Origin of the sequence: Arenimonas sp. (assembly GCF_044348765.1) — a bacterium.
In the GTDB taxonomy this organism is placed as follows: domain Bacteria; phylum Pseudomonadota; class Gammaproteobacteria; order Xanthomonadales; family Xanthomonadaceae; genus Arenimonas.
The window spans coordinates 1-6,640 of the sequence record NZ_JBIKSE010000119.1 but is presented as its reverse complement, the minus strand read 5'-3'; the positions used below and the strand labels follow the sequence as shown (position 1 = coordinate 6,640).

Genomic DNA, 6,640 nt, shown 5'->3' with positions numbered 1-6,640 from the left:
TTCATATGTTTTTTATTTTGTAAATTGATTACAATACGATGGCGCTAATTTTGCGCGCATCCGATTTGGAGAAGCCGTCCTCTTGAACCCCGGGCCGATAGCCAACCACTCGAGCTGGAACACCAACTGCAATGGCATTCTCCGGGATGTCATCAATGACCACCGCACCCGCGCCGATGATGGCACCCGCTCCAATTCGCACCCCTTGCAGGACAGCAACACCATGCCCGATCCACGCACCTTCGCCCACCACAATGCGACCTTTGCTGGTAAGAGGCTGATCCATGATCGGCTTGCCCACCATCATGCCATGGTCATAACTGTAAAAGGCACAATTTGGAGCGATCTCAACATGGCTCCCGATTGTGATATCGGAGATGAACGCATGAATTCTGCATCCGGGCTGTATGTGCGTGCCCTGGCCGATATGGATGTTTGCCCCCAGTCCAGTCTCAAAGCAACTATCTCCATAAAGATGAACCCGGTCGCCAAGCTTCACCCCCCCCCCTGCTGTGTTTCTCGTGATCATCACACGATCACCGAGATACACATGTTTACCAATCGAGGTTTCAGGATTGGAAATCACCACCGTAGGCGCAAAGAATCCCTTGGAACTATGATTCGCAAAATGGGAGCGGTGGTGAAACGGAAGTGTTCCCAGGCAGGCAATCCTCGCAGCCAAACGACCACCTACGCCCAAACCTGATTGCCCCACCCAGAATGCGATCCATCTGCGATAAAACAACCTAACCATTCGCCTCCATACATATCGAATGTCCATTTCCTATGATCAATGTATCGAATCCAAGGATCACTGTTTGGACACAACGCGTAGGCGCGTGAAAATTTTTGAACTCTTGGTAATCGTTCTTGGAATGTGCACACTGACGAGATCGACTCCCCCTGCGAACCTATTGGCCTGGTTTTTCACAATCACGCCGGACTCGGAGGCGACATTCTTCCATCCCTCTTTTGCACTGGCTCTCCATTCTACCAATATTGCCACATCCGGATCACTCGCAGAGGCTTGGGTTCTGCGGTATGAAAACACCAAATATCGGCTTTTTTTGCCATCACCATCCGGATCCGCATTAGTAACTCTGGATTTTGGAAGGAATGTTGAACCTGTTTTCTTAACAGGATTGGTTCCTAACACGTATTCTGTTCCATTCACAATGGAATCCTTGTCGGGGTTTGCATCCAATACGCCACTCGTACCAAATGAAGCTATCCACTGATCAAATTTGAAAATTTTCTTGATCACATTGATCGATACTATTGCGGGTTGCGACTGTTCTGATCCGTCAATCACCACAAATTCAAACTTATCGGCACCACTGAAACCAGCGTTCGGAGTATAGACAAGATTCGGCGCATTGCCAGTCAAGACACCGTACAATGGCGCCGAGGTGACTTGAAATACCGGTTGCGATCCTGCCATACCCGCCGCCCCCATCAACACGATCGGCAAAGCACCGTTTTGAACCAATTCGACGGATTGTGCCTGCGCAGTTGGAATAACACCTGGCTCGGGCACCGCCACAATTCTCACATTATCCAAGAGAAGATCCGTATTGCTGGTCGAGGATGGCGCATAGCTGCCCGATTGATCAACAAATGCGAGAAGTACATTCGGACCATCTGCAACAAACTCATGAACTTTCGGCACCCATGAACTGTATGCCCCTGCGGCTTGAATGACTTCTGTGCGATTGATCAAAGGTAATGATGAACGGCCATAAAGGATCACAGCAAGCGCCTGTTGGCGTCCAGCTGCCTCCGATACCACTCCCATGTCATACATGACCTGGTATTTCTGCCCCGCTACCGTTGCAAATCTTTGGGTTACACTTCCGCCAAAATCATTGTTCCCAGCACTGAAAACCAGCATTCGATTTCCTTCACTCGGCGAATAGGATGGGATCAAACCCTGAGCGCTCCTTGTATAGCCTGTTGGCAGAGATCCGCTTTTACCTCCGGCTCTCCAACCATCAACGGTTCCAAAATCCGCCACATCACCCAGCTCAAAACCGCCATTAGCCATGGGTTCTGCACTCTTCACATCGATGCCTACAACCGCGGGCGCCGATTCAGAAAATCCATCACTTGCAGCGAAGGAAAATGAATCCGAGCCAAGATACCCTGCAGTAGGAGTGTACACAATATTGGGAGGCGCACCACCAATGGTCCCGTGTGAAGGGCCGGATACGACTCGGTAAGTCAAAACATTGCCAGGATCCTGGTCCTGAGCGATCAGGGTAATCGGAACAAAGTCATCTTGAGACACCGATACAACCTGTGGATTCGCAGTAGGAGGATTGCTGCCGGATTTTTGAACGGTCACTGATACGCCATCGATCAAAAGATCCGAGTTATAGCTTTGGTTAATCGGGAAGATTTCCGATTGGTCAGACAAATTGATTCGTGTTTGGGTGCCAGCGGCCACAAATGATGCGCTGAAGTCCATCCATGTTGTGCCGTTACCGGGCGATACGATGGTTTCGACGCGTGAAAGAATCGATGCTCCACCATCGTCCGTGACGGAAACTTGAAGCGCTTGCCTACGTCCTGCTGCCTCGGTCACAATACCCATCTTTAGTTTCACCAAATAAGTCGCACCGGGAACTGTGGCAAATGCTTGGGACATGGAGCCGCCGTAGTCATTATTGCCTGCGCTGAACAACGCCATGCGAAGGCCTTCTTGAGGCACATATGCGGGCTTGAAGCCAGGCTCGGTTGTGGTGAAACCGACCGGTTGAGCGCCAACATTTCCAAATACCTCCCAACTAATGAGCGTGCCGAAGTCGATCGGTGCTCCTGACTCAAATCCGCTGTTTGCGATTACGTTGTTGGGATCACTCACACTCGGCCCACCTGCAATCGGACTCTCTACATAGCCTACCACGAGGCTTCTTTGCTGTTGCATCCGCAATGAAATAGTCCGCGAGGTTGAAATAACTGTCCCATTCTCCTTCCAAGAAGAAAAACGATATGCACCCACCTGGTCTGTCGCGGTCAAATCGACACGGTCGTCATCGACAAATGATCTTGAAACACCAGTAGCCAGCGAAGATGAACCAGAAATGTACGAATTTATGGGAATATTTAACGCAGATGGAAGATCCGCGTTAACGAGAAGATTCCACTTAATAGCCGGCATCACACGGACATCGTCGAGCATCAACTCGGCGCCGGGTACAACCACCGAAGCATCCTCAAAGCGAATCGTTGTGACTGCTGAATTGGCAGTGAATTCAATCGATTTTTTCGACCATTTTGGATCACCTCCATTGATCGACTGCAAGTTCTCAAGCTTGCTAACAATTTCGTCCACACCGGAAATCCGAATCCTCATGCTTCTCTGCAAAGCACTTGCTGCGCGCGCTCCAAGATCGAATTCCACCCGATACAGATTCCCAGGGCTTGTCGCAAATGATTGGCTCATTCTGCCGTTGCCAGTATTTCCACCCGAGAAGAAACGCGCCCATTTAAGGCCATTCGTCGCGGGCAACACTGATTGGTCAACCACAGCGACATCCCCACCGCTAACCCATGACCGACCGTTGTTTTCGAAACTTCCATCAACCAGCAATGGCGTCACAAACGAACGCTGAGATCCTATCGCAATCGTGTTTCCTTCAGGCCGGCGATCGCGCACGCCTGAAACACCCAGAACATGAACCGCACCCGCAACTCGCGGCGAGGTCGTAAGACGCACCGAACGTTTTGTCACGGGATCAATCGTTGCCTGCAGAACCGCAACTCCATCATTGATGCTGAAATTTTCCGGAACGGAATCCTCATCGCGAATCGGTTTGCTGAAAAACACATTGATATGCGTCAGATCCTCACGCACATCGATATCCGCAATGGCAGGAGCGGCTTTGCTGCCTTGCGGGTCGATTTCCGCCGTAATTGCAGCATGCCATTTGGCAGACATTTTTACATAACCACTAAGATTCGGATGCACTCCGTCGGCGATCAAGTCCTGCGCGCCAATCACGCCACCCGGCAAAGCACTGTTTCGCATGTCCAGAAATGACACATTCCTGCCTTTTGCCGCCAATTCGGCAACCAAACCTGGTATCTGCTGATTGTAGGAAACTTGAACCGCATCGAGTGCATCATTTCGTGGAATCAGATTCGATACGATGATCTTCGTGTTAGGTCTTTCGTAACTGATGTCCTCAACCAATGCTTTAAGCCGCTCAAAAGAAATCGAAGCCGAGTTGCCAGTCCATATATCCACGGTCCCCGCTGAAAGCAGCACCACATCAGCCTGCCCAGCCTGCTTGAGCCAAACGCCAATACCGTCACGCAGCATGCTGATTGAATAGCCAGGATGCCCCTCGTGATCCTTGTCAGAAATTGCCGGATCGATATCGGCCTGCGTACCAATGAAATCGGATGCAAAACCGGCATTGCCAAGCAGAGCGCGCAATGGCGCGCGGTATCCACCCTGAACATCGATACAGCACCCTTGAGTCAGAGAGTCTCCCACAGGTAAAATACGCAGCGCTTTCCAGTCATTCACAGACTGACCAACAATGTTTCCTTCTAAAAGGTAAACGGATGATATCAACAATGCACAACAGCTTTTTTTCATATGATTATTTTGAGTTGTTAAGCGGATCAATGTACACAACTGTGCACATAATGAATGCGGCCGATCGTTTAATGAATGACGCGATCGAGTAAGTTCAAACCTGCGTGAAAAATCATTTCACCTGCGTACAAATCCAATCAATGGACGAAGCTGAAACGCTAATTTCATGCTTCGAGTGATCGAGGCTTCTTCCGTAGGGTGGTAGATAGTGTCAAAGAAATCGACTTGGGGCAGAAGTACTTCGCGCATGCCCCCCACCACATGGATTTCCTCTTTCAAAAAGTACTGTTTCAATTTTGACTCGACATTGTCAGCCATACCCGAATCGTATTCCTTGCGATGAATCATATTCGGAAATCCAGCCATCACACGCACACGATTGGCTTTGGCCCAACGCTTGAATTCAGAAATCAATTCAAATCCCTCGGCATCTGGTGAGATGCCTTTTACAAGAACTTCACAGACACGCTGATCACGATCGACAGACACTGCCGGACGAAGCGCAACACGATGGCCTGTCATGTCTCCATGATCGTCAAGCCACAATGAATCATAGGGATTGTACTCAAAAGCCGGCATGATTTGTTCGGGCGACCATTTACCTCTGATACCACTTAAGATTCGGTCCAAAGGAGTCATCAATGCGATCTCAATCTGATCGTCAATTGGAAGGGCTGAGTAGTAATCGATATCGCGTGAGAGCATGAAATCGAGGTAAGTGATGGCCGCCCATTCACGACGATTTTTCTCACCAAAACTCAACAACTCGTATTCGGGAATAAGCATGACCGTATCCCCAGGTCTCAGCATTTTTTTCCCTTCGCGCAATATGCATGCCATGCCAAGGCCCGCATGGAGTCCGCAATTGATGACCGGCACGCCAAGTTCCGATTCGAGCACAGACGCCTTAATTCCAAAAAGCGTCGACGAACCGCCTAGCAGGACCAGCTTTGGCTGAACTATCACACCTGCGGCCTTTTCCTTGCGATCGATGATTTCCTTGATCCATGCGGACGAAGACGTCGGCACGCCCAACTGCAATCTAACCAACGACATGAAGATCAAAAGACCGGCAGCGAGGCCGAAAGGAATCGCGCACAGGAATGTTTTAGGGCATCCCATGCAGGATTAAAAATTGAAGTAAATGAACGGGCTCGGAACTGCCGAGAACCTCGAGTACAAGAATCCGGTCAATAAAATACCGGCAATCAAACCGTGCTGTATTCCAAGTCGTTTCATTTTAGGAAGTTGAATCTCAGATTGATCACTGCCTTCACGCTGATTTGAATACAACCTTCTACTATTAGGCAACGCTACTACAATGACTGACAAAACTACCAAATGTAAACACAACCAGAACCAACCAACCGGCGGATTAGGTATTGGAATCCCACGGATAAATTCTCCGGCAAAAGGAATGGTTGTCGCTATTTTAGCCCAACGCTCTGGTATGGCGATTCCATCAAATCCCAACATGGCATGCGACATACGGAGTGCCGAAGCAACATCATGAGAACGAAAAAACACCCACGCATGCATTACAGCAGCCATCGTCAGGAACCATGCTAATGTCGTCCACACATATCCGCTGGGTTTCCATCCCAACCATCTCATCATGCTCTTCCAAGACAGATGTATTGCCAAATAAAATCCATGAAGCGCCCCCCAGATCACAAATGTCCAACCCGCACCATGCCAAAGACCGCTGATCATGAAAACTAAGAATATGTTGCGCGCCTGAATCCAAAAGCCACCTCGGTTACCTCCGAGCGGAATGTAAAGGTAATCGCGAAAGAAACGCGTGAGACTCATGTGCCAACGCTTCCAGAAGTCACTAATGCTCAATGCTTTGTAAGGAGAATCAAAATTGATCGGGAATCGGATCGCGAACATGACCGCCAACCCAATCGCCATATCAGAATACCCTGAAAAATCGAAATAGATCTGGAGACCATATGCAATCGATCCGATCCACGCACTGAACCATGTCAATCCATCACCCATTGCAACATGATTGAATATCCAGTCGGCATG

4 protein-coding genes are annotated in these 6,640 nt (G+C 49.4%); all 4 read right to left on the bottom strand.

Features of this window, described 5'->3' with window-relative positions:
- Window positions 1–28: 28 nt before the first annotated feature.
- Window positions 29–781, bottom strand: coding sequence for an acyltransferase (locus tag ACIQ0Q_RS09705; RefSeq protein ID WP_395772735.1), 753 nt, complete (start codon window positions 779–781; stop codon window positions 29–31).
- 30 nt (window positions 782–811) lie between these two features.
- On the bottom strand, window positions 812–4,606 hold the full coding sequence (locus tag ACIQ0Q_RS09700) for an Ig-like domain-containing protein (RefSeq protein WP_395772734.1): 3,795 nt from the start codon (window positions 4,604–4,606) through the stop codon (window positions 812–814).
- 117 nt (window positions 4,607–4,723) lie between these two features.
- Window positions 4,724–5,728 (bottom strand): hypothetical protein, encoded by a 1,005-nt coding sequence (locus tag ACIQ0Q_RS09695; RefSeq protein ID WP_395772733.1) that lies wholly within the window; start codon window positions 5,726–5,728, stop codon window positions 4,724–4,726.
- 6 nt (window positions 5,729–5,734) lie between these two features.
- Window positions 5,735–6,640, bottom strand: a 906-nt coding sequence (locus tag ACIQ0Q_RS09690) for an MBOAT family O-acyltransferase (protein ID WP_395772732.1), incomplete at its 5' end; no start/stop codon positions are given.

Coding starts and splice junctions, on each gene's coding strand:
- ACIQ0Q_RS09705 (WP_395772735.1), bottom strand. CDS start 781: ATGGACATTCGATATGTATGGAGGCGAATGGTTAGGTTGTTTTATCGC.
- ACIQ0Q_RS09700 (WP_395772734.1), bottom strand. CDS start 4,606: ATGAAAAAAAGCTGTTGTGCATTGTTGATATCATCCGTTTACCTTTTA.
- ACIQ0Q_RS09695 (WP_395772733.1), bottom strand. CDS start 5,728: ATGGGATGCCCTAAAACATTCCTGTGCGCGATTCCTTTCGGCCTCGCT.